The organism is Lederbergia wuyishanensis (assembly GCF_022900255.1).
GTDB classification, from domain to species: domain Bacteria; phylum Bacillota; class Bacilli; order Bacillales; family Bacillaceae_C; genus Lederbergia; species Lederbergia wuyishanensis.
The window spans coordinates 25,470-47,739 of sequence record NZ_JALIRM010000001.1 but is presented as its reverse complement, the minus strand read 5'-3'; the positions used below and the strand labels follow the sequence as shown (position 1 = coordinate 47,739).

Annotated in this window: 23 protein-coding genes; 12 read left to right on the top strand and 11 right to left on the bottom strand. The window is 34.8% G+C overall.

Going from position 1 to position 22,270, the window contains the following annotated elements; genetic code table 11:
- The first annotated feature begins 48 nt into the window (after positions 1-48).
- The 3 genes from MT489_RS00310 to MT489_RS00300 all read left to right on the top strand — a co-directional run bounded on the left by MT489_RS00310 (position 49) and on the right by MT489_RS00300 (position 3,213).
- Positions 49-945: a PucR family transcriptional regulator gene (locus MT489_RS00310; protein ID WP_244679516.1), complete on the top strand. Its 897-nt coding sequence runs from the start codon at positions 49-51 to the stop codon at positions 943-945.
- Between the two features lie 116 nt (positions 946-1,061).
- A complete protein-coding gene (locus MT489_RS00305; protein ID WP_244679515.1) occupies positions 1,062-2,162 on the top strand; it encodes an ABC transporter ATP-binding protein in 1,101 nt (366 codons plus the stop codon).
- 847 nt (positions 2,163-3,009) lie between these two features.
- Positions 3,010-3,213 (top strand): alpha/beta-type small acid-soluble spore protein, encoded by a 204-nt coding sequence (locus MT489_RS00300; protein ID WP_244679514.1) that lies wholly within the window; start codon positions 3,010-3,012, stop codon positions 3,211-3,213.
- Between the two features lie 222 nt (positions 3,214-3,435).
- On the opposite strand, the gene fumC is transcribed toward MT489_RS00300, so the two are convergent.
- The 3 genes from fumC to MT489_RS00285 form a co-directional block, all read right to left on the bottom strand.
- The gene (fumC, locus tag MT489_RS00295) at positions 3,436-4,818 is read right to left on the bottom strand and encodes a class II fumarate hydratase (RefSeq protein WP_244679513.1); all 1,383 of its coding nucleotides are present in this window, start codon (positions 4,816-4,818) and stop codon (positions 3,436-3,438) included.
- 108 nt (positions 4,819-4,926) lie between these two features.
- A complete protein-coding gene (locus MT489_RS00290; protein ID WP_244679512.1) occupies positions 4,927-6,999 on the bottom strand; it encodes a transglycosylase domain-containing protein in 2,073 nt (690 codons plus the stop codon).
- A 384-nt stretch (positions 7,000-7,383) separates the two neighbouring features.
- Positions 7,384-7,545, bottom strand: a complete 162-nt coding sequence (locus MT489_RS00285) for a hypothetical protein (protein ID WP_244679511.1) — start codon at positions 7,543-7,545, stop codon at positions 7,384-7,386.
- Positions 7,546-7,987: 442 nt separating this feature from the next.
- Here MT489_RS00285 and MT489_RS00280 point away from each other — a divergent pair, with 442 nt between their 5' ends.
- A complete protein-coding gene (locus MT489_RS00280) occupies positions 7,988-9,133 on the top strand; it encodes a sensor histidine kinase (RefSeq protein WP_244679510.1) in 1,146 nt (381 codons plus the stop codon).
- A 96-nt stretch (positions 9,134-9,229) separates the two neighbouring features.
- Here MT489_RS00280 and MT489_RS00275 read toward each other — a convergent pair whose 3' ends face one another.
- On the bottom strand, positions 9,230-9,370 hold the full coding sequence (locus tag MT489_RS00275) for a YjcZ family sporulation protein (RefSeq protein ID WP_244679509.1): 141 nt from the start codon (positions 9,368-9,370) through the stop codon (positions 9,230-9,232).
- 177 nt (positions 9,371-9,547) lie between these two features.
- Here MT489_RS00275 and MT489_RS00270 point away from each other — a divergent pair, with 177 nt between their 5' ends.
- Positions 9,548-11,641: a DNA topoisomerase III gene (locus MT489_RS00270; RefSeq protein WP_244679508.1), complete on the top strand. Its 2,094-nt coding sequence runs from the start codon at positions 9,548-9,550 to the stop codon at positions 11,639-11,641.
- A 59-nt stretch (positions 11,642-11,700) separates the two neighbouring features.
- Here the strand turns inward: MT489_RS00270 and MT489_RS00265 are convergent, their stop codons facing one another.
- Positions 11,701-12,642 carry a dipeptidase gene (locus MT489_RS00265; RefSeq protein ID WP_280518455.1) on the bottom strand — a complete coding sequence of 314 codons (942 nt, stop codon included), beginning with the start codon at positions 12,640-12,642 and terminating at the stop codon, positions 11,701-11,703.
- Between the two features lie 231 nt (positions 12,643-12,873).
- Here MT489_RS00265 and MT489_RS00260 point away from each other — a divergent pair, with 231 nt between their 5' ends.
- The gene (locus tag MT489_RS00260; RefSeq protein ID WP_244679506.1) at positions 12,874-13,152 is read left to right on the top strand and encodes a hypothetical protein; all 279 of its coding nucleotides are present in this window, start codon (positions 12,874-12,876) and stop codon (positions 13,150-13,152) included.
- 34 nt (positions 13,153-13,186) lie between these two features.
- Here the strand turns inward: MT489_RS00260 and MT489_RS00255 are convergent, their stop codons facing one another.
- Complete coding sequence (locus MT489_RS00255; protein WP_244679505.1) at positions 13,187-14,482, bottom strand: prolyl oligopeptidase family serine peptidase; 1,296 nt, start codon at positions 14,480-14,482, stop codon at positions 13,187-13,189.
- 274 nt (positions 14,483-14,756) lie between these two features.
- Between MT489_RS00255 and MT489_RS00250 the strand changes: the two genes are divergently transcribed.
- Positions 14,757-14,828: a YjcZ family sporulation protein gene (locus tag MT489_RS00250; protein WP_244680591.1), complete on the top strand. Its 72-nt coding sequence runs from the start codon at positions 14,757-14,759 to the stop codon at positions 14,826-14,828.
- A 105-nt stretch (positions 14,829-14,933) separates the two neighbouring features.
- Positions 14,934-15,218, top strand: coding sequence for a hypothetical protein (locus MT489_RS00245; protein ID WP_244679504.1), 285 nt, complete (start codon positions 14,934-14,936; stop codon positions 15,216-15,218).
- A 38-nt stretch (positions 15,219-15,256) separates the two neighbouring features.
- Here MT489_RS00245 and MT489_RS00240 read toward each other — a convergent pair whose 3' ends face one another.
- On the bottom strand, positions 15,257-16,672 hold the full coding sequence (locus MT489_RS00240; protein WP_244679503.1) for a SpoVR family protein: 1,416 nt from the start codon (positions 16,670-16,672) through the stop codon (positions 15,257-15,259).
- Positions 16,673-16,795: 123 nt separating this feature from the next.
- On the opposite strand from MT489_RS00240, the gene MT489_RS00235 reads away from it, so the two are divergent.
- On the top strand, positions 16,796-17,053 hold the full coding sequence (locus MT489_RS00235) for a YhdB family protein (RefSeq protein WP_244679502.1): 258 nt from the start codon (positions 16,796-16,798) through the stop codon (positions 17,051-17,053).
- A gap of 73 nt (positions 17,054-17,126) precedes the next feature.
- Here the strand turns inward: MT489_RS00235 and MT489_RS00230 are convergent, their stop codons facing one another.
- From MT489_RS00230 to MT489_RS00220, 3 genes are read right to left on the bottom strand one after another with little or no spacing between them, the layout of a single operon-like run.
- Positions 17,127-17,663: an NADPH-dependent FMN reductase gene (locus MT489_RS00230; RefSeq protein WP_244679501.1), complete on the bottom strand. Its 537-nt coding sequence runs from the start codon at positions 17,661-17,663 to the stop codon at positions 17,127-17,129.
- Positions 17,664-17,691: 28 nt separating this feature from the next.
- Positions 17,692-18,333: a response regulator gene (locus tag MT489_RS00225; protein WP_244679500.1), complete on the bottom strand. Its 642-nt coding sequence runs from the start codon at positions 18,331-18,333 to the stop codon at positions 17,692-17,694.
- A gap of 11 nt (positions 18,334-18,344) precedes the next feature.
- Positions 18,345-19,469 carry a GAF domain-containing sensor histidine kinase gene (locus MT489_RS00220; RefSeq protein ID WP_244679499.1) on the bottom strand — a complete coding sequence of 375 codons (1,125 nt, stop codon included), beginning with the start codon at positions 19,467-19,469 and terminating at the stop codon, positions 18,345-18,347.
- 465 nt (positions 19,470-19,934) lie between these two features.
- Between MT489_RS00220 and MT489_RS00215 the strand changes: the two genes are divergently transcribed.
- Positions 19,935-20,342 carry a disulfide oxidoreductase gene (locus tag MT489_RS00215; RefSeq protein ID WP_244679498.1) on the top strand — a complete coding sequence of 136 codons (408 nt, stop codon included), beginning with the start codon at positions 19,935-19,937 and terminating at the stop codon, positions 20,340-20,342.
- A 25-nt stretch (positions 20,343-20,367) separates the two neighbouring features.
- Positions 20,368-20,829, top strand: coding sequence for a thioredoxin family protein (locus tag MT489_RS00210; protein WP_244679497.1), 462 nt, complete (start codon positions 20,368-20,370; stop codon positions 20,827-20,829).
- A gap of 53 nt (positions 20,830-20,882) precedes the next feature.
- Here the strand turns inward: MT489_RS00210 and MT489_RS00205 are convergent, their stop codons facing one another.
- Positions 20,883-21,281, bottom strand: coding sequence for a DUF5365 family protein (locus MT489_RS00205; RefSeq protein WP_244679496.1), 399 nt, complete (start codon positions 21,279-21,281; stop codon positions 20,883-20,885).
- 110 nt (positions 21,282-21,391) lie between these two features.
- Between MT489_RS00205 and MT489_RS00200 the strand changes: the two genes are divergently transcribed.
- Positions 21,392-22,264, top strand: coding sequence for an RluA family pseudouridine synthase (locus MT489_RS00200; RefSeq protein WP_244679495.1), 873 nt, complete (start codon positions 21,392-21,394; stop codon positions 22,262-22,264).
- Positions 22,265-22,270 lie beyond the last annotated feature (6 nt).

Here is a 22,270-nt window from a genome sequence, read left to right as displayed (position 1 = left end):
ATGGAATAGAAATCACTATATAGAATTTTTAAATAAAGAGGCGACATCATGTTCAATCGATTATTGAAATTATATCCAAACGCTATATCTACTAACAAGCCTAGTACTGATCCTGATTATATTTGGATAAAGAATGAAAATAATTATATAGGTATACCGAAATCGGCTCTTTCCGAAAAAGAAAGTTCTTTATTACATGTATTGTTCCCATTTGAAAGTGATACGGAAATCGAGCCTACTCTTTCAAATTCTGCAAAGGAATGGAGAAATTTTTTGAAATATGAAGGTCCCTTTCCAACTACACATTCTGACCATATTAGATTTATCCATTTTTCTATTAATAATATTCGTGATGAATTTCACTTTGTTGAATGGGAAGAAGCTGTGAAAAGCGTTTTTTCGGATGAAATAATTATTGTTCCTTTTAGCAATAGCCACGGAGTAATTATAGAAGAGCAAAGCAATGTCTCTATAACAGAAGACGAACTTTTTTCTGCAATTCAAGCATTTGAAAGTGACTTTTTCTTTAAAATTCATTTTTTCATAGGTCAATTTCAAGAAACAAACGATTCGTTAAAATCATTATTTCCCTTAGAGCAATCAATGTTGGAATTGTCTCAATCTGAACATCCGGAAGAAAGAATATTTACTCGAGAAAAACTGATGCCATTATATTTATATCGAATGATTCCAAATAAGGAAAAAAATATCTTGTTTGCCGATGTACATACTTTATTAAAAGATGATATTGATTTAGCTGAAACAATTAAGGCTTATATTGAAAATCAATCAAATGCCACACTGACTGCAAAACAACTTTTCATGCACCGAAATAGCTTACAATACCGCATAGATAAGTTCATCGAAAAAACAGGAATCGACATAAAAACATTTCATGGAGCATTTTTTGCCTATTTAGCATGTTTGCATATTGACGAAAAATAATATGCAGCCTGCCAAAAATCTAACTATTTTTTTGTGCACCCTGTCCATGGTCTAGTGAAAGCGGATTCTGTAAACTATAAATTAATAACAATATTAATTTTTTAGGGGGAAATAACATGGCAGAATTACGCTTAGACAATATTTATAAAGTGTATGATAACAAAGTTACAGCTGTTGAAGACTTCAATCTTCACGTTAAAGACAAAGAATTCATCGTTTTCGTTGGCCCATCTGGGTGTGGTAAATCCACTACACTTCGTATGATCGCTGGATTGGAAGAAATTACACAAGGTGATTTCTATATTGATGACAAGCGAGTAAATGATGTTGCTCCTAAAGACCGCGATATCGCGATGGTATTCCAAAACTACGCTCTTTATCCACATATGAGTGTTTATGATAACATGGCATTCGGATTGAAACTTCGTAAAATGCCGAAAAAAGAAATTGAGCAACGTGTAAACGAAGCTGCTAAAATCCTTGGTCTTGAAAACTTCTTAGATCGTAAACCAAAAGCTCTTTCCGGTGGTCAGCGCCAACGTGTTGCTCTAGGCCGTGCAATCGTTCGTGACGCAAAAGTATTCTTGATGGACGAGCCGCTTTCTAACCTTGATGCTAAGCTTCGTGTACAAATGCGTGCTGAAATTGCAAAGCTTCACCAAAGACTACAAACAACTACTATTTACGTAACGCATGACCAAACAGAAGCGATGACAATGGCTAGCCGTATCGTTGTTATGAAAGATGGTATTATCCAACAAGTAGGAAGTCCAAAAGAAATTTATGATAATCCTGACAATATTTTTGTTGGTGGATTTATCGGATCACCTGCTATGAACTTCTTCCACGGAAAACTAGAAGCTGATGGCTTCACATTAGAAAACAAAATCAAGGTTTCTGTTCCAGAAGGTAAAATGAAAATGCTTCGTGACCAAGGCTATGTTGGAAAAGATCTTGTACTTGGTGTACGTCCAGAAGATATTCACGATGAGCCAGCATTCATTGAAGCTTCATCAGGAACAAAAATCAACGTTTTAATCGAAGTTGCAGAGCTTTTAGGTGCTGAAACAATGCTATATTCAAAAGTTGGAAATCAAGAATTCGTTTCTAGAATCGACTCCAGAACAATTGTAGAGCCTGGTCAAAAAATGGATCTTGCATTTGACATGAACAAAGCTCACTTCTTTGATATCACAACTGAACAAAGAATTCGTTAATTTTTAAATACCAACACCCCTTGTCTCCAAGACAAAGGGTGTTTTTATATGCTTATTATTCGTACTATTTTTCAAAGTAATTATTTTTTCCTTTCGTTACAAATAGAATCATTTTCCCACTTCTAAATACTCCATAATTTTATTAATTGACCACCAATGAAAACAAACTCAACTTTTACAGATAAAAAAAGACTTTATTTTCTCCTCACCTAACAAACAAATTTTATTGAAAATAACAGAGAGTTTAATACGCTTGATCTTGATTTCGAAATATAGTTTTTTTCTTTTTTTGAATCAGGGATAGTTCATAATGAATTTGAAATTTTGAACAGTCACCTAAAATTTGATGAGATTCACGATTGAAACAGATTTTTTTGATAATTTCCATATGTAATCATGACAAATTTACTATGACCAGTATGCACACTCAAATTAGATTTTTGATCATTTTCTTCGAGGATTAACAGCATTTTCCACCAACCCTTTAATTACATCGTAAATCAAAAAGTCACGCTACTAAATCAGACTTTCAACAGCTTTATCACGAATGCAGCCATTTTCATAATAAAGGCTTAATTTAAGTAAGACACTCTAAACCACTAACTAAAATATAGCAGATTTTTTCTTTAAAAAAGAAGCATACTAATTTTTACATACTACTTAAATATTTGGTGAAAATTCCCTGATAGATAAGCGCATATTTTAAAGTAAAAAAAATCATAATACAAAATACAAACGAAGTCATAATCATCACTGGGTTAACCAAAGTTGGCACAGCCATTGTGCGCCGGTGCAATTCCGGCTAGCCCAACCAATACTATATTTCACAACAAGGAGATGACACAAAATGGCTAACAACAGCAGCTCCAACCAAATTTTAGTAAACGGAGCAGAACAAGCAATTGATCAAATGAAATACGAAATTGCTCAAGAATTTGGAGTAAACCTTGGTGCAGAGACTACATCTCGTGCTAACGGATCTGTCGGTGGAGAAATTACAAAGCGTTTAGTTCAAATGGCTGAACAACAGCTTGGCGGTTTTTCTCGCTAACACACAATTTCATAATAATGGAAAAGCCCTCGGTTTAATACCGGGGGCTGTTTATATGATTACTTGTTAGCGATGTGATTTTAACGATGAATGCAGCAACGGCGATGGACGCCTATTCACGGATTGGGGACCTTCCTACCTCATTTTCCAACGATAGAGGGCACCAATCAAAAACTGGTGCTCTCTACTTCTAGGATATTCTACGTAAAAATTACGATGCTATTAAAGATTTACCATTTTACTTGGAACGATCCATTCATTATATTGTTCTTCTGATACATAACCTGTTTTGATCGCAGCTTCTTTTAATGTAGTGCCTTCATTGAATGCAAGTTTAGCGATTTCAGCTGCTTTTTCATATCCAATATATGGATTCAGTGCTGTTACTAGCATTAGAGATCGATTTACGTTTTCTTCGATTACATCTACATTTGGTTCAAGTCCTTGTACACAGTTAACATCGAATGAAATCATTCCATCTGCAAGCAAATGAAGAGATTGCAAGAAGTTGTAAATAATAACTGGTTTATAAACATTTAGTTCGAAGTTACCTTGACTTGCTGCAAAACCAATCGCAGCATCATTTCCAAATACTTGGACTGCCACCATTGTCAATGCTTCACTTTGTGTCGGATTGACTTTTCCAGGCATGATAGAGCTTCCTGGTTCATTTGCTGGAATTGTAATTTCGCCAATTCCACTCCTTGGACCACTAGCCAACCAACGAACATCATTAGCAATTTTCGTCAAATCGGCCGCAAGTCCTTTTAATGCACCGTGCACATATACGATTTCATCATGGCTTGTGAGAGCGTGATATTTATTATCGGAAGAAACAAAAGAATACCCAGTTTGTTCTCCAAGTTGTGCTGCAACCATGTCACCAAATATAGGATCTGCATTAATTCCTGTACCTACAGCTGTACCGCCAATCGCTAAGTTAAGTAAATGCTCTGCACTTTCCTTAATCATTTTTTCACTTTTTTCTAGCATTGCACGCCAACCACTAATTTCTTGCCCTAGAGTAATAGGTGTAGCATCCTGTAAATGAGTGCGGCCAATTTTGATAATATTCATATAGGCCTCTTCTTTTTTTAGGAGCGTTTCTTTCAATTGGCTTAACGCTGGTATTAAACGACTGTAGATATCTTCATATGCAGCTACATGCATAGCTGTCGGAAACGTATCGTTTGAACTTTGCGACATGTTAATATCATCGTTTGGATGAATTTTCTCATCGGAATCTTGCTCTTTTAACAGTTCATTACCACGTCTAGCTACTACTTCATTTACATTCATGTTGGATTGTGTACCGCTTCCTGTTTGCCATACTACAAGTGGAAAATGATCATTAAATTTACCTTCCAACACTTCATCGCATGCTTTTGAAATAGCCGCAGTTTTTGCATCAGATAATTTCCCTAGCTTATTATTTGAAATGGCTGCAGCTTTCTTTAATTGCGCAAACGCTCTTATAATTTCGATTGGCATTTTCTCTCCGCCAATTTTAAAGTTTTCTTTACTTCTTTGTGTTTGCGCTCCCCAATATTTATCTTGAGGGACTTTTATTTCGCCGATTGTATCTCTTTCAATACGATATTCCATTATGTATAGCCTCCTAATCCTCTTATTACACAATTTCTATTTTCTCATAATTCTTCATAGTTTTCACCTAAGAACGCACGAAAAAAATAAGGGACGAAAAAACGCCCCTTAATGTCCATATTTTTTATAAATATCTTTCAGCTTTTCTTCAAACTTCTTAAGATTTCCTTTTCCTTTTTCAAGCTTTTTCTTCCATTTTTCTGCTTCTTTTGTCATTTTATCATCAAAATTTTCAAGCTTCTCTTTAATTGTTTTGTTTTCCTGTTGTTGTTTCAAGTTTTCATTAATCGATTTTGTTTCGAACGTCATTTTATCAACATTCGGAAGAGCACCACTCATAATGGCACGGAAAATAGGTACAACCGTATCTCCGCTTCTACCTTTTAAATAATGGGTACGATCTGTATAATCATATCCCAGCCAGACAGCACCGACCAAATTAGGAGTATATCCTACGAACCATTGGTCTTTCGTACCCTCTGTTATATCTTTAAATGGGAGCTGTGTTGAGCCGGTTTTACCAGCTATTGTATAACCATTTATATGAGCATTTCTACCTGTTCCTGATTCAACAACATTTAATAACATTGAGGTCATTAGCTCTGTTGTTTTTCTGTCAGTAACTCTAGTTTTCTTAGGTTTAACTTCAACCTCAATGTTTCCGGTTGGTCCTATTATTTTAGTAATGATATGACTTTGTACCCTTTGTCCCCCGTTTGCGAAAACGGCATAAGCTTCAGCCATTTGTTTAGGAGAATATCCAGTTTTCGTTCCTCCAAGAGCAAGGCTTAAATACTTGTCGTCTTCTTGAAGCGGAAGACCAAATCTTTGAACAGAATCTATTCCTTTACTTAAACCGATCTCATTTAATAGCCATACTGCAGGAACATTCATAGATTCTTCAATGGCTTCATACATTGGGACTTCTCCAAGATACTGATGGTTATAGTTTTTTGGTTGGTAACCATCAAAGGATACATCAGCTTCATCTTTTAGCTTTGCCTGTGGAGTGTATCCAGCCTCCAATGCAGGTGTATACACTGCTAGTGGTTTCATTACAGAACCTGGCTGTGCAGTTAATTGAGTGGCACGGTTATAAGCACGGAAAGTATGCTCTCCTCTTCCGCCTACAAGTGCCCTTAAACCACCCGAACTTGGATCAAGTAAAACTGCTCCGCTTTGTGCTAAAGTTCCATCGCTGCTAACAGGAAATAGCGAATCATTTTTGTACACCTTTTCAAGGGAGGATTGGAGATTTTGATCCATTTCTGTATATATTTTATACCCTCTTGTTAAAAGTTCATCTTGTGTGTAACCATATAAATTAATTGCTTCATTTATGACTGCGTCTACATAATAAGGATATTTCCCTTTTAATGGGTCTCCTCCTTTATTGTTCAATACAATTTTTTCTGCTGTTGCATCATTATATTGTTGTTCCGATATCATGTTGTACTTTTTCATTTGCCCCAGTACGACATCACGTCGTTTCAAAGCTCCATCATAATTATTATAAGGATCCAATGCAGTCGGGCGATTTATAATCCCGGCAAGAGTTGCTGCTTCGCTTAACGTAATATTTTCTACATCTTTACCAAAATATTTTCTTGAGGCGTTTTGTACGCCATATGCACCACTTCCGAAATACACTTGATTCATATACATTTCCAAGATTTCATCTTTAGTAAATGTCTTCTCCATTTCAACCGCTAAAAATAATTCTTCCAGCTTTCTCTTAAATGTGCGTTCAGGTGATAATAATGCAACTTTCGTCAATTGCTGTGTTATCGTACTTCCCCCTGCACTAATTCGTCCAGATTTTAGATTAAGGAAAACCGCCCTCATGATCCCTTGCACATCAAATCCTTTATGCTCTTTGAAGCGATGATCTTCAATGGCGATAATAGCATTTTGTAAATTGGCTGGAACTGTATCAATCGATACTCCTTCGATCCTATTGGCTGATATTTTACTTGCCTCATCTCCATCTTTATCATAAATAACTGTTGATTGAGATAAACCTTGTTTTAATGATTCGACATTCGCAGCACTTGCCAAATAAGCAAAATAAGCAAGTACAAATAAAATGGATAATGATAAAAGCAATATAATAATTTGATTAAGGTGAGCTCTTCTCCAAAATTTCCAGATTGCTTCTTTTGCTAAAACGATATATTTCATCAAAAAGTCCTCACTTTCTAACTCTGCAACTATTATATAATATACAATTTTTTATGACTAATTCTTCAGCAAATATTCGATTTTTCTTAAGAAATAGATAATCGTCTATTCCTCGACTTACTGGACAATAGAAAGCAGCTCCTTAGGACTTAGCTATTTTTAGTCATAATTTCAATTATTGTATAACAAGATCCACGCAACTATTTATCTTACAGAAGAAAAGCACTAATAATATTCTACATTACAACGAAAAGTGGAACTATCGCTTTGTCGATAAGCGCTGAGGTAAGGCAATTACTCCTTTAACATCAAAAAAATAGTCCTAGGACACCGAATAAATAAAATAAGTGGTGTTACTAAGACTATTCTACGTTTTTTATACAATTAAGTTTCTTTTTTTATTTTATTGATTTCATCATCCATAGCTTTCAAATACATATACACAATTTGTTTTGTTTTGTCGTTTGCTTCGATTACTTCTAGATGCTGCATACACTTTCTAATAATTGGATGTGTCATTTGCTTTTTCGCAGTTTCGCCATTCAATTACTTCACCCCATTATCATATTTAATGTTTTGAAGCAATAATCTATAGTTAGGCACAAGTGGCTCTCGATGTTTGTAGTCATTTTACTTACAGATTTTGTCTGAATTTTATCAAAATAGAAGACACGGAAAGAATAAATGTTATTTTATAGATATTATTATTATTATAAACTAGATATTCAAATAAATGTATAGGCATAATTTCGCGGCTTTTAACATAATTTCATCAGCAAAAAGCCCCATTTTTCGAATTTTTTAAAATATATATTTCAAGATAAAAATAATCCTTTACTATTTTAATAATTCGACGATAATAAAAGGAGATGACAAATAATTCTTTCATTTACAAATTATAGGAGAAAAGAATAAACTAAATATATACATTTTTTCCATTTGATAGATTTTTGCGAATTCATTGGTATAATAGAATAGAGGTGAAGTGATGGATCAGTTGAAATTGGATATTGTGTCTTTTCTTGAATCGCGGAAAGAAATTATTTTTGAAAGATGGAAAGAAAAAATCATCATTCCAACTGAAAATGATTACAAAAAAGTTATCTTACGTGGTGAATTATTGTTTGAGGTAATGCTGCATGCATTTTCTTTAGAAAAAGAAGCACTAGATCAATATTTAATAAAAATAACTTCTGAGAATGCTGAATATTTAAAGATTAATGAAACAACAAATTTCAGCTATATTATTTATAACGCGAATATCGCTAAAAATGAAATGCTTATAGAAGTTTCCAAATATCACTCTAGCTGGGAAGAAATTCGCCCAGTATATATAAAGCTATCCGAGACCATCGATCGTTTCTTATTTTATGTTACAAATTATTATACTTCACTGAAAGATGAACAAATAGAAGAAACAAAACATACATCCAAAAATAATCACGAAGATAGATTAACTTTATTAGGTCAGATGACTTCAAGCTTTGTTCATGAGTTTAGGAATCCGTTAACAACTGTTCATGGTTTTGTACAGTTATTACGATCTGAAAACCCTGAGCTACCATATATGGATATTATTTTAAATGAACTTGAACAATTAAAATTTAGGATTACTCAATTCTTAATGCTGTCGAGAAAAGAAGTGCTTAATCAGGAGGTTACATTATTTTCGCTAAATGAGTTACTAGATCAAATCGCATCCTTTATTTATCCAAAACTCCTAGAAGCGAATGTAGAATTAGAAAGGGAACTCGAAGATAATTTATATGTTACCGGATACATAGAAGAAATCAGGCAAGTTTTAATAAATATTATTTTTAATGCAATCGATGTATTAACCGAGCAAATGACTTCTTCAGTCATTAAAATCAAGGGATATCTGACAGAAGATCATTCTATCGTATTGGAAACTTCAAATACAGGTCCTAAAATACCTGAGCAATTATTAAATACCATTTTCGAACCTTTTGTTACGACAAAAAAAACTGGTACTGGACTTGGTTTATATGTATGTAAAGAGATTATTGAAAAACATAATGGGCAATTATATTGCACTTCCGATGATGAATGGACAACATTTACAATTAAACTGCCACCGGCGGAAACAAAAAATGATGAGACCAGAGAGGATTAATAAAACTTTTCTGGTTTTTTGTATACAAAAAACCGGAGGGAAAACTGCATCCCTCCGCTCTTAAATCCCCATTCTCCTTATGGTGTTTTATTAGGATCAATAGAACCAAGCTGCTCCTACGATAATCAATAGGATGAATAATACTACGATTAACGCAAAGCCACCAACGCCAAAGCCATAGCCGCCGCCATAGCCGCCATAGCCGCAGCCGCCATAACCGCCCCATCCGAAGCCCATTCTGCCTCACCTCCTGATTCGGAATAAGTGAGTGTAATCACTCTTGCACAATAGTCTATTCAAGAATTGAAAATGTGTATGGACGTTTTATAAAAAAATGGTTTTTTTACTCAACTTTAATATTCAGTTATAATGATAGCTACTTAAGTTATTTGTTTGAAAGGGGTATTACTTTTAATGAAATCTTTAGTTCTTGCTGAAAAGCCAAGTGTTGCTCGTGATTTAGCACGAGTTCTTGGATGTACTAATAAACAAAAACATTACATTGAAGGTCCTAAATATATTATTACATGGGCCCTTGGGCATTTAATCGAATTGAAGATGCCTGAAGATTATAATCATAAATATAAGACATGGAATATGGATGACTTGCCTATCATTCCTAAAAAAATGGAATTAAAAATTATTCGGCAAACATCTGCTCAATTTAAAGGTATTGAAAATCTAGCTAAACGCAATGATTTGAAAGAGCTTATTATTGCAACAGACGCTGGTCGTGAAGGAGAACTTGTTGCAAGATGGATACTAGAAAAAATTCGTTGGAGAAAACCCGTAAAAAGACTTTGGATCTCATCACAAACGGATCGTGCAATAAAAGAAGGATTTCAACATTTGAAACCAGCTAAACAATACGATGCTCTATATGAATCCGCAGTATGCAGAGCAGAGGCTGATTGGCTAATTGGATTAAATGTTACGAGAGCCTTAACAACTAAATATGATGATCCCTTATCTGCTGGTCGGGTGCAAACTCCCACCCTTTCCATGATTTTAGAGAGGGAAAAAGAAATTCAAGCATTTATTCCGAAAGAATATTGGACCTTAGAAGCTAAAATTGGGCTTATGACAGCATCCTGGAATAATAAGAATGAAAAAAGAATTTTTAATGAAAAGAAAGCAATAAATATTTTAAAGAAGGTAGAAAACCAAACAGCGACTGTCATTTTGGTAGATAAAAAGGAAAAAAGCGAGCAGCAACCACTTCCTTATGATTTAACAGAACTGCAAAGAGATGCGAATAGACGTTTTGGATTTTCCGCTAAAAAAACATCCAATGTTCTTCAGGCCTTATATGAACAGCATAAACTTGTCACATATCCAAGAACGGATTCACGATATTTAACGACGGATATGGAAGGAACCATGTACGATCGTATTAAGGCAATCCAAAATTCATATAGAGAAGAAACTAAAATTCCTGTACAAAATAACGGGAAAGTAATGGCAAGAAAAGTATTCAATAATGAAAAGGTGACGGACCACCATGCCATTATTCCAACTGATGAAAGACCAATTTTGGGAAATTTATCAGTTGATGAACGAAAGCTATATGACATTATTGTTAGAAGGTTTTTAGCATTATTCTATCCTGTATATCGATATGAAACGATACATGTGTCATTCCAAGTTGAAGAAGAACGTTTTTCAACAGTAGAATCTAGCATCATGGATTTAGGATTTAAGTCTGTTACCGGAAAAGGTGAGGAAGAAAATCTCCAAGTTCACAGACTTAACGATATACAGACAGGACAAACTTTTTCAGTCCACAATGTTAAGATAGATAGAAAATTGACAGAACCACCACAAAGATACACAGAAGCTGATTTACTTGCCAAGATGGAAAAATACGGACTTGGGACCCCTGCTACAAGGGCAGATATTATCGAAAGACTGCTAACATCTGAAACGATTGATCGTCAAAACAATCGATTGCACCCTACCCCAAAAGGAAAGCAATTGATTGAGCTTGTAAATGTAGAGTTAAAATCACCAGAACTAACTGCTAAATGGGAAGCAGATCTTGAGGCAATTGCAAGAGGAAAAGGAAAAGGAGAAATATTTTTACAACATATTCGAAAACAAACATCTCAACTTGTTTCTGAAATTAAGCAAAGCGATAAAAAATATAAGGCACATAATTTAACAGGATCAAAATGCCCAGAATGTGGCTCGTTAATGAAAGAAACAAAAGGGCGTGACGGTCGAATTCTCGTATGCTCAAATAGAGAATGTAATTTTCGGAAAAGAAAAGATCCAAAGTTATCGAATAGAAGATGTCCACAATGTCATAAGAAAATGGAAATTCATTCGGGGAAAGCCGGAACATATTTTCAATGTCGCAACTGCAATCTTGTTGAAAAAGCGGAACAAAAGAAAAAGACTGTCAATAAAAGAGAAGAGCGTCAATTACTTAAAAAATACTCAAATGATGAAATGTTTGGTAACAGTTTGGCCGATGCGTTAAAAGCAGCAATGGAAGATAAAGACTAAGACTAAAAATACTAATAGAAAAAAAATCCAGATTTCAATTGAAAATCTGGATTTTTCCATTACTTAGGCAAATGTCGAAGAAAATTTTCTCCTGCAAACCCTCTTACTAGATCTTCTGAATAATATTTAAGCAATTCATTGACTAAATTTTGATGTTTAGATGCATTTTCTAAATTAACTATAAATGTTTCTATGCCATCGAAATCCGAACCAAATCCAATCTGTCCATTTCCACCGAGAGAACAAAAATGATCGATATGACGTATTAAATCGGAAATATAGGCTATGTCATTCTGTGTTACAAACGGAGGATGATACACAACATGAATCAGTCCGTTCTTTTGAAATAGCGCTTTTGCCTGCTCGTCCGTTAAGTTTCTAGGATGATTACAAATGGATTTTGAATTAGAGTGGCTTGCAATTGGAAAATTAGCAAGCTCCATAACATCCCAAAAACCTTTTTCACTTAAATGGGAAACGTCTGTAAACAATTTATACTTATTATTAAATTTCACAATTTCTTTTCCAAATGAAGTTAGCCCTGCACCACGCGGTTCCCATACACCGTCAGCAGCGAGATTGGCAAAATTCCATGTCAAGCCGACTGACCTAACTCCCAAATGAAATAAAATACTTAGTTTATGTAGATCATTTCCAATGCAGTCTACACCTTCTAATGATAGGATTGCACCAATTTCATGTGATTTTAAATTTAAAATTTCATCCCAATTCCGAATATGAACAAAGTTGGGATTTTTTTCTAATACTTGAGTATAAAAATAATCTATTTGATCTAGTGCAGCTTGAAATTGTTCTTCGCTTTTTAGCTCAGGTGGAATAAAAATAGCAAAGCATTGAACCTTTACTTCCCCATTCATTAAACGTTCCTTATTCGTATCAAGTTCAGGTGAATCTTTAAAATTTAATGTGCCTTTACTTTCCCATATTTTGTATAAGACATCACAATGCAAATCTATTACTTTCATAAATCTCACCAGCATTTCATAATAATTTTCTATTCCACAATATTCTACACTAACTTATAAATCCCTTCTTAATATAAGCTTTTGTCTTTTAAAGTTGAGGAAGTACCGAAGTATTCGAGAAAACATTTACTTTATTATGGAGATTTATTTATGCTCCCTACTACTTTTACTTATATAATAGGTCTTTATTATGAATCATGTACTGATTTATCATATGGTATGATATTAATTGGAGGTATGTTTAAAATGAAATGGTTAATAATGGTATATTCAGTGATTTTAAATGGGTTGCTTGGGTTCGTTTGGATTATTTTCATTTCCAAACTTCTAGACTTATTTAATAGTTCAGGAAAATCTATTTGGATGGGGCTATTTATAGGTGTTGCTACTTTGCTTTTCCTTGATATTACTACGAGAGTGTTTGAATCGTTTGATAAGGATAAGAGACATCCTGTAAGAATTGCTGGCTACGTTTCTTTCGGAATTGTCGTTCTCGTATCAATTTTTATAATAAAATCCTCATGAAAAAAGCTCCCTGGAATTTTCCAGGAAGCTTTTCTTATTGTCCTTTTACATTTGTAAAAAGCCAGTTTTTCATTACGTTATTTTCATAAGTTGGAATCCATGCGAAATGGCCATTAATAGGTGTTGTCCCACGGGTAAATTCCGAATAAAGTGTATGGCTGCCAGTATCTTTCGCTTTATTCACCAATTGTTGAGCTGCAGCATTAGCAGCATCTATACCTAAATTACCGGCATACTCAGCTCTAACGACTTTTCCACCAGCTGCTTCTATCGCATTAATCATATTTCTTGAGCCGCTTACTGGAACAGTTGTATCATCAGCCGAATGTGTTACCCAAATCGGTAGGTTCACTAAATTTTTCCCTAGGTTTACATTCCCTGTCCCACAAACAGGAATTGCAGCTGCAAATAATTCAGGATGACTCTGTATGAGTGACCATGTTCCCATCCCACCCATTGAAATCCCAGTGATATAAATTCGATCCGGATCAATAGGGTATTCATTTTTTAATGTTTCGATAAGTTCTAATAAAAGATTGATATTCGTCTGGGTTGTCCACCAATCACCTATAGCAGCCTGTGGTGCAGCAACATAAGCGGAATTTTTGGCTTGCTGTTCAGGAGCTGCCCAGCTTACAGCGCCTTTATTCGCTAATAACTGGACATCGTTTGATACTCCTCTCTCACCCGCTCCATGTAAGAATAAAACAAGTGGTTGTTTTTCTATTGTATTGGTAGGTTCGAAAAGTCTATAATTTAAAAAGTTTCCATTTTTATCTGAAATGTTTTTCTCAGAGAAATCATCTACAATCAAATTAATTTCTCCTGTGTTTACAATTACATTTGGCGTTGTTGGAATATTATTACCGATTACCGTCTCGATGTTTTTAACTTGGGTAACCGTATATTCAAGGGGTAGCCTCGTATTAATTCCAGTTCTGAAGTCATAAAATAATGTACCGGCAATTGGATCATTTTTATCTAATTCAATGATAACAAAGTTTCCATTTTTACCTTGTTCACTGAGTTCAGGAGAAGTATTAGCATAAACTTTTGTAATTGTTCTTTTTGCGGTATTCTCCCCATGAAGTGCGTTCACTTCATATGACATGGTCGATAGCGACACATTACTGATTTTTTTCTTATATTTCACAGCAATTCCTACAACTTTTTCCCCTTCTGGCAAAACATCTGTAATAATATCCATTCTTTCAATTTGTCCAAAATTTAATTTTGGTTTTGACAAACTCGCTTCGGTGTTAATCGTCATGTTTAAACTGACCAATAGTACTGCAGTAAACATAAAAAAAAGCTTCACAAAAATTCTCACTTTACTCATCCCTCATTTCTTTTAATGAAAGTATCATAAGTGTGAAAATATTAACTTGATGTACTTTTCATACTATATTAATTTTTCTGAATTTAAATCAGACATTATACCTATTTATAGGTATATCACATATATTAAGTAACTATTTGAGATATTTGCACATTATTACTTTTTTTTCAATAACATAAACGTTGTCCTATACCAATACATATCCATTGTCATAACATAGATTAGAACCTTTAAGGAGGTGCCATCTATGAGTGAACATCGTGGAATGAATAACTTTGCTTTAATTGTGGTTCTATTCATCTTGTTAATCATCGTTGGAACGGCATTCATGTACTAAGGTTCGGACCGAAGTAGGAGCGTCTTTTGATGCTCCTTTCTTTTTTTAATCATCATTTCATTCAAATAGGTAATGCTAATAAAAAATAATTAGGGTGTGTTATTCATGGAGCATTTTCCAGTAATTCATACGAACTTTTGGGATGCTATTATTGCAGTACCTTTAGTGGTGATTATTACGCAATTAATCAAGGTCTTTCTTAGGGTTCCTCGTTTTTTAGTGCCAACCATCGCCACAATACTCGGCCTTCTTTTTTCAATCTTTATCGCTCATAAATACAATTTTTGGGGTGCAGTTTTTATGGGATTTTTCTATGGGAATGCTGCTGTTGGGTTATATGCGGGGTTAAAAACGGCTATCATTGCCTATCGAAATTCAAAAAAAGAATAATGCACACCATATAAAATTGGTATGCATTATTCATCTCCTTATAGAAACTTTCTCTGCATATTTCTTCCATCAAAGCTAAATTGCATTTGTCTATTTTCCACTATACTTTCTATATGAACAGGTCTTCCCCAAAGCTGGAAAATGTATGGCAATACTTTCTCCAAATATTTTAAATCCAGTTCAATCCCTTCATACCAATGCTTTAAATAAAGTTCCCCGTTTTTCATATAATCTCCATCATTGACTGTAATATAAGGGAACCCCCCGTTTACCCTCATATTTACAAGCTGATCACGAATTTCGGTCCATTCTTTGTCGATTATCTTATAATCTCGACCTTGCTTTTGGAATAAGTACATATCCTCTTTTAAAACAAGTTCCTTTGTAAGGTAATTACGTAAAAAAGAAATATCTGATTCAACTTCCCTTACTTCAAATATTTTTTCACGCCCAGAATTCGGGATTACTCCATCTTTTATCATCTCTTCATCTGGATTATTCCATCTCTCCTCAATATCTTCAAAAATTTTTAGACCGAGGTAATATGGATTAATATTTGTTTTAGATGGTTGAACGACACCTGCATTTAATTTTGCAAATTCTATGGATTCGTCACTTGAAAGATCCATTTCTCTTAAGATACGTTGATGCCAATACGATGCCCAACCTTCATTCATAATTTTCGTTTCAAGCTGTGGCCAAAAATACAGCATTTCTTCCCGTACCATTGTCATAATATCCCTTTGCCAATCGGAGAGCTCACGGCTGTACATCTCGATAAAAAGCATAATATCTTTTTCGGGTTTAGGAGGAAATGGTTTTTTCTTCTTTTTTCGATCTTTTTTCCTTTCGTTTTTAATATCTAGTGACCATAAATCATCATATTCTGAAGTAGGTACGCTATCTTCTTCCTCCCATTCACCTTCATCATCTAATGACCAATCTAATGATGGTCTTAGTAATGAAGGATCGATATGCTCTTCAATCGCAAGAACAGCATCTAAAAAGTTCTCCACTTCATCTTTTCCATGTTCGATTTCATATTGTCTCACTCGCTCAGCCGTTGCAGCCATGCTTTCCACCATATCCCTCTTCGTATTTCGAAATCGAACATTATTTTTGAAAAAATCACAATGGGCAAGTACGTGGGCAACAATTAGTTTATTTTGGATGAGTGAATTTGAATCGAGAAGAAAGGCATAACAAGGGTTAGAATTGATGACGAGTTCATAAATCTTACTAAGACCTAAATCATAATGGAGCTTCATCTTGAAAAATTGCTTACCAAAGCTCCAATGAGAAAAGCGGGTAGGCATTCCATAAGCACCGAATGTATAAATAATATCTGCAGGGCATATCTCATATCGCATCGGGTAAAAATCTAACCCCATCCCGCTTGCAATTTCAGTAATTTCACTGATGGCGTATTCTAACGCTTTCGAGTCGGAATTCATTTTCAATACCCCCTTTTATCCACAATGTATGAAAAAAAATCAATCTAAATGTCAACATTTACACCGCAAACAACTTTCCTTCAAGTAAATAATAAAAGTAACTCCAAAAAGGAGGGTTAAATATTGGACACTTTAGACTATGATCGTGCTTTATATTACACACATAGATCAGAATGGGATAATTTGATTGTTTTGATGGTAAGAACTAAGGACCACATGCTTTCAAAGAGAATTGAACGCTTTTTAAATGCTTATCAATTCTCGAGCGATTATACAGTGATTGAGCGAAATTTATATTCATTACTTCGCTACTTGGATCACGCAAATAGTGTTACCGAAACGGTCCATTCGCCAAATGAAAATCCCATCCTTTCGATATAACAAACGAAGATGCGTATTTGGCAGTTGCTTTCTCGCTAACAAAAAAACTCGGTGTCCCTAATAGGATACCGAGTTACATTTTTGCTGCTACTTCTGATGTGATTTTTATAAACATTTGTAATTCTTGGACCATATCATCAACTAACTGTGCGGATTCGTCCCAAAGAGTAGCATCATCATAGTTAAAACATTCCGGATCAAGTACAATTTGCTTTGGTATGACATTGGCATAAAAACCACGCATAACTGTTCGCATATTGTTTAAACAATTGATCCCCCCTTTTCCTCCTCCTGCTGTAGCTACTAAAGCGACCGGTTTGTATTCAAGTTCTTCACTCGTAAGAAAGTCTAATGTATTTTTTAATGCACCAGTCATGCCTCCGTGATATTCAGGTGAAATTAAGATTATTCCCGAGGATAAACGAACTTTTTCTTTAAAATTGATAACAGATGGCAATTTCCACTGCTCCTCTTCACCCGTTAATAAAGGAAGGTTTGATTCACTAATATCGACATATTGAAAGTCGTATTTACGTACAATAAAACTTGTTAAAATTTTAGTTCTTCCGCCTTTTGGCATACCTCCATTAATCACTAAAATCCGATTCATTCTATTCACTCCTTCACTTCTAACTGCTTTATTGCTCTACAAATCCATTCTTCACTGCAAATAAAGCAGCTTGAGTCCGATCGGCAACTTCTAACTTCATAAATATATTAGAGACGTGAGTCTTCACTGTTTTTTCTGTGATTTTTAAGTGTGCACCTATTTCTTTATTGCTTTTTCCTTTAGCAATCTCTGTGAGAACTTCTTTTTCTCTTTGTGTTAATGCAGCAATCCGATTGTTGGCGGGATTTTTGCGGTTCATACGTGTCATAAGCAAATTCGTCGCTTTTGGATGAAGAGTATTTTCTCCATTTGCAAGCTTTCTAATTGCGTATGCAAGCTCATCAGGCTCAATATCTTTTAATTGATATCCAGAAGCACCTGCTTCTATAGCAGGGATAACATGATCTTGATCAGCAAAGCTTGTTAAAATCATTATTTCAATATCCGGGCATAATTCCTTTATTCTCCCTGTAGCTTCAATTCCATCCATTATTGGCATCACAAGATCCATCAATACAACGTCAGGACGTAATTGAATGGCTAGTTCTACTGCTTCTTTTCCATTTTTCGCCTCACCAACTATTTGGATATCCTTTTGAGTTTGCAGGAAAAAAACAAGTCCCCGCCTAACAACATGATGATCATCTGCAATCAACACTTGAACCGTCATTTTTTCTCCCCCTAATACGGCAATGCTACGTCAATTTGAGTCCCTTCACCAAGTTCACTTCTTAATTCAAAATGGCCATTAAGCGCCTCTACACGCTCCCTCATACTTTCGATACCAAAAGAAGGAAGCTCTTTTTCTTTTTCATATATAAATCCACATCCGTGATCACTAATCGTTAGATGTACTTTGCATTTCGATACTTTTATCGATACATATACATCAACTTGACCCGAGTGACGTTTTGAATTATTCAGTGCCTCCTGACTAATCCTCCATAAAGCTTCCTCCACAAGAGATGGTAAAGCTAATAGGCCCGATAACTTCGTGTGAACATGAAGTCCAAGCATTTCTCCATAACCTTTTATAGCTTGAATGAGACCCTTTTCTAATCCACTTGGTCTCAGTTGCCAAATTAATGCCCTCATTTCTGTTAGTGCTTCCTGAGCAAGCTCTTGGATATGCTGAAAAGTATGTTTTGTTTCCAGATCTTCCGTCATCTCTACTCCCCCTCTTGCGGTTAAAGTAAGAGAAAACAATAACTGGTTGACGGAGTCATGCAAATCTCGAGCAAGCCGATTTCTTTCCTCTATAAGCGCAACTTCCTGAGCTTTTTTTGTTAAACGTACCCTTTTTATTGCAGAACCAATTTGTAAGGCAATAGATTCGAGTAGCGCTAGTTCATCACGGCCAAATTCCTTTTTTCCGGGTGCCGCAACATTTAACAGGCCAAATACTTCATCTGCTGATGTTAGAGGAATGGTTGCATGAAAAGAAATACCTTCTGTTTCGTCTTTATTTAATTTAGCGGCTTTTTCAAGTCGCCTACATTCAATAATATTAGAAGCCTTAGTCAAACTTCCATTGCGAAAACCTTTTATACACCAACAACTACCTCGTCTAAGTGGTTCGCAATGATCTTTGGATAGAGCAGGAGGTAAATTCTCTGCAGATGCCACATTATAACGCCCATCAGGTCCAATTAAAAAAATCCAACCTGTTGTGGCTCCAGTAACCTGTAAAAGTTTTTTCAAGACATCTGATAATAAAAGAGAAATATCTGTTCCTTCATTTAATAATTCAGCAATTTCTTTAAGAACACGTAAATGAGAATTTTTTTCATACTTTTCACGTTGCATCAAAAATCCCTCCAACTACTCACTATATAGTATACAAAAATCCGCTTTAGACTTTATTCTCATTATGGCGTAAATTGCTCTACAACTTTAGTATGATGAAAGAAAAGCGAAAGGCGCTTTAAGAGGATGAAAGGCTAAAGGCGCAACGTCCTGTTGCAACGCCTTCCTGACCCGCCTCCTGCGGGCCTCCGACAAGCAAATGTTCTGGGGCAAAAAAGTCTGTATTTTGACTTTTATTGCCCCAGGTTATTTGATCTCGAGGGGCTAGAACAAGGAGCTAGACCATAGAAAAGCAGAAAAAAGCTTCTCATCAACAAAATAAAAACCGTTTAAACCGAACATCTTATTTTAAAATAATATCAACTAAATCCGTTACAGTTTTGTGACTTGTTCTAACTGAATTTACAATTGGATTTTCCGAAGACTCTAATTATTATAGTACAATTATGGTGAGGTTGAGATAAAATGGAAAACAAAAGTGATACTAGGGAGTCTTGGATATTCTATGCTTTTGCAGTTTCTGTCATTGCCTTATTAGGAAGCTTATATTTTTCGGAAATACTTAAATATACACCATGTGATATATGTTGGTATATTCGAATCCTTATGTATCCTATCGTAATCATTTTAGGAATTGCTACTGTTAAAAAGGATTATAATGCGGCTCTTTATGCTGCTGTTTTTTCAGGAATTTGCATACCTGTTTCTCTATACCTTTATATGATTCAAAAAATACCTACTATTGCAGAATCAGTGCCTGCTTGCGGTACAATACCTTGCACAACTCAGTATATTAATTGGCTTGGATTTATCACAATTCCTTTTCTTGCACTAACTGCGTTTATCATGATATTTATTTCAAGTATATTGTGATAAAACAAACAAGGAGGGTTAAGTATTGAAAAAAGTAGTCATTTTTTTATGTATAATCATAGCATTATTTGCAGCTATTTCTCTCGCCACTAAAATGCAGCAGAGCAAGAAAACAATTGGAAATATTTACGGAAAATCCAATCTCCATCCTTTGACTATCGATCAGCTTGATAATCCTCTTTACCAAAATCTTATTTTACCAGCTGCTCTTAATAAAAAACTTGAGAAAGGCGAAGATGCTATCGTATACTTTTATAGCCCTGAGTGTTCTTTTTGCATGCAGACAACTCCTATTCTTAACCCTGTTGCAGAAGAAATGAAAATTTCAGTGTTGCAATATAACCTGCTTGAGTTTAAAGAGGGCTATAACCAATATAAAATTGAATACACACCTACACTTATTTACTTTATAGCTGGGAGAGAGCATGCACGAATAGTTGGTTTGCATACACAAGAGGAATTTGAAGATTTTTTCACGAAAATATAAAATGAAAAATAAATTAGGCTGTCCATTACTGATAAGCACTGGACAGCCTTTTTTCACATTAAAAATTGATTAGTAGCGTTTGAATACAAACTAAAGATCACATTTGCGTTTGTTCTTTTTCCAGAAGTAAAATTACAATAAGAAAAAGGAAAAAACACCCCTGCTTCCTTTAGAATTTCAACGTTTTTATTAAAAATTATGGAATATTTATTATCAATATCAGATTCTAAAATAGAAATGATGACCTCAATACTACAAATTGCCCGAAAAGCACCATCTAAGGTATATATTGGCTCATCCGTTTGATTAGGCAAATGGAGAATTTTCAAATGTAAGAACTCGGCTATCTCTTTATCATCAAAATATTGCGGAAAGACAGAAGAATAGAAGTACTTTATTAGCTCATCAAGTTTTTCTTCCTGCTCTTCAGTCGCTGCAACTACTACTTTCATATCTTGACCCTACCTTTTGCAATTTCTTTATTTTCTATTAGAATAACATAGAATTACATGATAAAAGATTGGGAATATCATGAAACTATTTTCGAAAGGATACATACAAGATGCGAATATTGATTCAGGAACAATGGAAGGGTAGGAATATAGAAGATTTACTGCGTAATGAGTGGAAAATCCCGAAAAAATTGATTCACACCTTAAGAATGGACAAGGCAATCACGATAAATGATCAATTAGCAAATTGGAACCGTCCTTTAAATCATGGTGACGAGGTTTTCATTTCACTACCCGAGGAAACCGATGATATTGCCCCATATCCCTCCTCATTGGACATTTTATACGAAGATGATTATTTATTAGTAGTAAATAAACCATCTGAAATGGTGACACATCCAAATAATAACGAAACGAATACTCTTTCAAATTTAGTGGTATATCATTTACAAGGGCAACATAAGGGACAGAATCCACATCATATTCACCGTCTCGATAAAAATACAACTGGTGCAATTCTTTTTGCCAAAAATATTTTTAGTCAAGTTGTACTCGATAGAATGCTTGCCGACCGAGAAATTAAACGGACATATTGGGCGCTCGCAGATGGGGTTATTAAGAGTAAAAACGGAAAGATTACAGAACCTATTGGCAGAGATCGCCATCATCCGACGAAACGTAGGGTTTCGAAGACTGGGCAACATGCAATCACTCACTATCATGTTATTAATACTTTTCCCAAAGACAAGCTAACTTTATTAGAATGTTCTTTAGAATCTGGGAGAACCCATCAAATTAGGGTACATTTATCTTTTATTGGACACCCGCTAGCTGGGGATCAGCTTTACGGGGGAAGCTCTACTTTCAAAAGACAAGCACTCCATGCCCGTAATTTAGAATTCATGCATCCATTTTTACTTAAGAAAATTCGAGTAACAGCATCTTTTTTGGACTACCCTCCCATTTTCGAAAATTATATTTAAAGGATT

Coding starts and splice junctions, on each gene's coding strand:
- MT489_RS00300 (WP_244679514.1), top strand. CDS start 3,010: ATGGCTAACAACAGCAGCTCCAACCAAATTTTAGTAAACGGAGCAGAA.
- MT489_RS00310 (WP_244679516.1), top strand. CDS start 49: ATGTTCAATCGATTATTGAAATTATATCCAAACGCTATATCTACTAAC.
- MT489_RS00215 (WP_244679498.1), top strand. CDS start 19,935: ATGGAAAACAAAAGTGATACTAGGGAGTCTTGGATATTCTATGCTTTT.
- MT489_RS00220 (WP_244679499.1), bottom strand. CDS start 19,469: ATGCAACGTGAAAAGTATGAAAAAAATTCTCATTTACGTGTTCTTAAA.
- MT489_RS00290 (WP_244679512.1), bottom strand. CDS start 6,999: ATGAAATATATCGTTTTAGCAAAAGAAGCAATCTGGAAATTTTGGAGA.
- MT489_RS00205 (WP_244679496.1), bottom strand. CDS start 21,281: ATGAAAGTAGTAGTTGCAGCGACTGAAGAGCAGGAAGAAAAACTTGAT.
- MT489_RS00265 (WP_280518455.1), bottom strand. CDS start 12,642: ATGCTGGTGAGATTTATGAAAGTAATAGATTTGCATTGTGATGTCTTA.
- MT489_RS00275 (WP_244679509.1), bottom strand. CDS start 9,370: ATGGGCTTCGGATGGGGCGGTTATGGCGGCTGCGGCTATGGCGGCTAT.
- MT489_RS00305 (WP_244679515.1), top strand. CDS start 1,062: ATGGCAGAATTACGCTTAGACAATATTTATAAAGTGTATGATAACAAA.
- MT489_RS00200 (WP_244679495.1), top strand. CDS start 21,392: ATGCGAATATTGATTCAGGAACAATGGAAGGGTAGGAATATAGAAGAT.
- MT489_RS00270 (WP_244679508.1), top strand. CDS start 9,548: ATGAAATCTTTAGTTCTTGCTGAAAAGCCAAGTGTTGCTCGTGATTTA.
- MT489_RS00245 (WP_244679504.1), top strand. CDS start 14,934: ATGGAGCATTTTCCAGTAATTCATACGAACTTTTGGGATGCTATTATT.
- MT489_RS00280 (WP_244679510.1), top strand. CDS start 7,988: ATGGATCAGTTGAAATTGGATATTGTGTCTTTTCTTGAATCGCGGAAA.
- MT489_RS00240 (WP_244679503.1), bottom strand. CDS start 16,672: ATGAATTCCGACTCGAAAGCGTTAGAATACGCCATCAGTGAAATTACT.
- fumC (WP_244679513.1), bottom strand. CDS start 4,818: ATGGAATATCGTATTGAAAGAGATACAATCGGCGAAATAAAAGTCCCT.
- MT489_RS00260 (WP_244679506.1), top strand. CDS start 12,874: ATGAAATGGTTAATAATGGTATATTCAGTGATTTTAAATGGGTTGCTT.
- MT489_RS00230 (WP_244679501.1), bottom strand. CDS start 17,663: ATGAATCGGATTTTAGTGATTAATGGAGGTATGCCAAAAGGCGGAAGA.
- MT489_RS00225 (WP_244679500.1), bottom strand. CDS start 18,333: ATGACGGTTCAAGTGTTGATTGCAGATGATCATCATGTTGTTAGGCGG.